The 716-nt window shown below is 37.6% G+C and carries 2 protein-coding genes; both read right to left on the bottom strand.

What is annotated here, in order from left to right:
• Positions 1 to 144, bottom strand: a 144-nt coding sequence (locus BWGOE10_RS34115; protein ID WP_171903153.1) for an IS3 family transposase, incomplete at its 3' end; no start/stop codon positions are given.
• Positions 145 to 308: 164 nt separating this feature from the next.
• Complete coding sequence (locus BWGOE10_RS27620) at positions 309 to 632, bottom strand: transposase (protein WP_016128201.1); 324 nt, start codon at positions 630 to 632, stop codon at positions 309 to 311.
• Between the last annotated feature and the right edge of the window lie 84 nt (positions 633 to 716).

Raw genomic sequence — 716 nt, 5'->3', positions numbered from 1 at the left:
AATCGATTGAATGTGAAGCTCTCGCATAAGTCTATATACTTTTTTGTGGTTCACGAAAAATCCAGCCTCTCGTAAGGCGATTGTCATGCGAGGATAACCGTATTCCTTGTGTTTTATGTGAATTGCTTGAATCTGTTCATGCAATGTATTATCCTTTGAAAGGCGTAATTGCCTTTGACTACATGTTGAACGCCACTTATAGTAGCTAGAGCGATTTAACTGCGCAATGACGACAAGCCAGGTTACTTTGTACCGAGAACGTAGTTCTTCAATAATCTCGTACTTAGCCGTTTGAGCAAGAACACCTCCTATAGATTTGGATACTGCTTTTTTAAGTAAGCCACTTGCGCCTTGTAGTATTCCAATTCTTCTTCCATACTATCGAACTTCGTACGAGGACGACCTTTTAAGAGGTTTTTTAAGCCGCTATTACCACCATTTTGCCCCCGCAAGTCTGAAATATCACCTGTTTCTTGATATTTCCGGACCCAATTCATTAACTGTGTTCTACTTCTAAGCTTATATTTCTTCGCTATAGCTGATTGGCTACCCTCACCATTTAAATAACTTTTTACAACTTGTATCTTTAATTTATCTGAATAAGTTTGAAATTTATCCCCTTTTTTAACCATAATAAAATCCCCTCCAAGTAAAAGTGTAACATCCATGTGTATTCATGGTCTTTTTACACTGTCTACCTTAAGGGGATAATATCA

The sequence above is a fragment of the Bacillus mycoides genome, from assembly GCF_001757995.1.
Lineage (GTDB): Bacteria > Bacillota > Bacilli > Bacillales > Bacillaceae_G > Bacillus_A > Bacillus_A mycoides_B.
The sequence above is the reverse complement of the archived record's forward strand: the minus strand, read 5'-3'. Positions and strand labels throughout refer to the sequence as shown.

Coding starts and splice junctions, on each gene's coding strand:
- BWGOE10_RS27620 (WP_016128201.1), bottom strand. CDS start 632: ATGGTTAAAAAAGGGGATAAATTTCAAACTTATTCAGATAAATTAAAG.